Origin of the sequence: Galbibacter sp. (assembly GCF_035306585.1) — a bacterium.
Classification (GTDB): Bacteria; Bacteroidota; Bacteroidia; order Flavobacteriales; family Flavobacteriaceae; genus Galbibacter.
Genome location: NZ_DATGNU010000118.1, coordinates 1 through 2,853, shown reverse-complemented (window position 1 = coordinate 2,853; position 2,853 = coordinate 1). Strand labels below are relative to the sequence as shown.

Sequence of the window (2,853 nt, the reverse complement as noted above, 5' to 3'; positions counted from 1 at the left end):
CTATTGTACATTTTGTAGTTTCTCTTCTTTGTTTTTCTTTGTTGTCAGGCTTTTTTCTTCAGTTTTGGCAATAAAACTCTGGAACTGAAATAATCGCCCATTGGATAAAGATGTCATTTTTTTTTCATAACTTTATTAGTATTAGACAATACTACGAAGGTAGAGAAGCGTGAGGTAACAGTTTCATGAACCCACCTTTAGGGTTAGTTCCATATCGGCTACAATAAATGCAGGATTAAAAACTAATTTGTTATTGATTACACAAAATCAACCAACTGCCAAACGAACAAGTAAGTACCTCACTTACTTAGTTGAACCTTTGGTGGTAAGGGGTAAATACTAGAACTTAAAATTATTAGAAAGATGAACGAATCACAAAAAGGAAAATGCCCTGTAATTCATGGGGCAAATACAGGAGCACAGCACACTGCAACAAATTGGTGGCCAAAAGCTTTAAACTTAGACATTCTGCACCAGCACGACACAAAAACCAATCCACTAGGAAAAGATTTCAATTATGCTGAAGCGTTTAAAAAACTAGATTTAGAAGCCATCAAGAAAGATCTTAAAGAGTTGATGACCGATAGCAAGGAATGGTGGCCAGCAGATTGGGGACATTACGGAGGGTTAATGATTCGGATGGCTTGGCATGCAGCAGGTACTTACAGAATTGCTGATGGTCGTGGTGGAGCCAATACAGGAAACCAACGATTTGCACCTATCAGCAGTTGGCCAGACAATGTAAACCTAGATAAAGCTAGAAGGCTCTTATGGCCTATCAAGAAAAAATATGGAAACAAAATCTCATGGGCAGACCTAATTATCTTGGCAGGAAACATGGCTTATGAATCTATGGGATTTAAAACGTATGGTTTTGCTGGAGGTAGGGAAGACATCTGGCACCCTGAAAAAGATACATACTGGGGTTCTGAAAAAGAATGGTTGGCAGCAACTCACAATCGTTATGATAATGATGAAGACCGTAATTCTTTAGAAAACCCATTAGCTGCCGTTCAAATGGGACTTATTTATGTGAATCCAGAAGGAGTTGATGGCATACCAAACCCAGCGAGAACTGCTAAAGATGTACGTATGACCTTTAAACGTATGGCCATGAATGATGAAGAAACTGTTGCCTTAACAGCTGGCGGGCATACCGTTGGTAAATGTCATGGAAATGGAAATGCAAGTTTATTAGGGGTCGATCCGGAATCTGCTGAACTTGAGGAGCAAGGGTTTGGATGGAAAGGAGGCAAAGGTGCAAATACTGTTACAAGTGGATTAGAAGGGGCTTGGACTACAACACCTGATCGTTGGAATCACTCCTATTTTCATCTTTTACTCAATTACGAGTGGGAAAATGTAAAAAGTCCGGCAGGAGCTCATCAGTGGGAACCAATTGATATTAAAGAAGAAGATATGCCGGTTGATGCTCATGATCCTAATACCAAAAGAAATCCCATTATGACGGATGCTGATATGGCTATGAAAGTAGACCCAGAGTATCGCAAAATATCGGAAAAATTTTACAATGATCCTCAATATTTCGAAGACGTATTTGCAAGAGCTTGGTTTAAGTTAACACACAGAGACTTAGGACCAAAATCAAAATACCTTGGTGCTGATGCCCCTCAGGAAGATTTAATTTGGCAAGATCCAGTGCCATCTGTTGATTACACCTTAACTGAAACTGAAATAGAAGCTATTAAAACAAAGATCCTAAACAGTGGACTCAGTAGAACAGAATTAGCAAATACGGCTTGGGATAGTGCTAGAACATTTAGAGGTTCCGACTTTAGAGGGGGAGCTAATGGGGCTAGAATTCGATTGGCACCACAAAAAAATTGGGAAGGCAATGAACCAGAAAGACTACAAAAAGTAATTGATAAGCTAACAGGTATTCAATCTGAATTGGATAAAAAAGTGAGTATCGCAGACCTAATTGTACTTGGGGGAAGCGCTGCCATTGAGCAGGCTGCCAAAGAAGGTGGGTTTCATGTTAACGTTCCATTTAAATCGGGACGTGGAGATGCCACACAAGACATGACAGATATTGAATCTTTTGAACCATTAGAGCCAGTACATGACGGTTTCAGAAATTGGTTGAAAGAAGATTATGACGTTGTACCTGAGAAACTCCTCCTTGACCGAGCTCAATTAATGGGCTTAACGGCACCTGAAATGACTGTTTTAATAGGAGGAATGAGAGTTTTAGGAATGAATTATGGAGGAGAAAAACACGGCGTTTTTACAGATCGGGAAGGCGTTTTGACAAATGACTTTTTTGTAAACCTAACAGATATGAATTATTCATGGCGTCCACATGGTGACAACTTGTATTATGTAATTGACCGTAAAACAGGAGATAAGATATGGACAGCAACAAGAGTTGATCTTGTATTTGGGTCCAATTCTATCCTCAGATCCTATGCCGAAGTTTATGCCCAAGATGACAACAAAGAAAAGTTTATAAGAGACTTTATTGCCGCTTGGGTAAAAGTGATGAATGCAGATCGATTCGATTTAAAATAATTGGGCAAATCCCAGCAGCCAACAAGCTATAAGCGGCATTAAAATAACCACTTATACTAGACCCTTGGGATGCTCAATAGTACAATAATATAGTGAACAGCAAAAAGACCATTGAGATTTTCAATTGAATTGGATAGCAAGTCAATTTAATAAGTTTTATAAACCCCGCGTTCAAGTGGTTTGAAAGCGTCAAGGAACAATATCCTAGCTTGTTTTACCATTTGGGAATGGGGTATATTTGATAAATTAGTATTTAGATTAGTATACAAGAGTTTTATGATGGGATACTATCACGTACCATTCCTTGCCCGTTAGGTAGGT

The 2,853-nt window shown here is 39.0% G+C and carries 1 protein-coding gene; it reads left to right on the top strand.

All coding sequences use genetic code 11. The annotated features are described in order from the left end of the window. Positions 1-363 precede the first annotated feature (363 nt). Complete coding sequence (katG, locus tag VKY50_RS10740) at positions 364-2,532, top strand: catalase/peroxidase HPI (RefSeq protein WP_324301691.1); 2,169 nt, start codon at positions 364-366, stop codon at positions 2,530-2,532. Positions 2,533-2,853: the final 321 nt, after the last annotated feature.

Excerpts from the sequence above, each read along its gene's own strand:
- katG (WP_324301691.1), top strand. The coding sequence starts at position 364 with ATGAACGAATCACAAAAAGGAAAATGCCCTGTAATTCATGGGGCAAAT.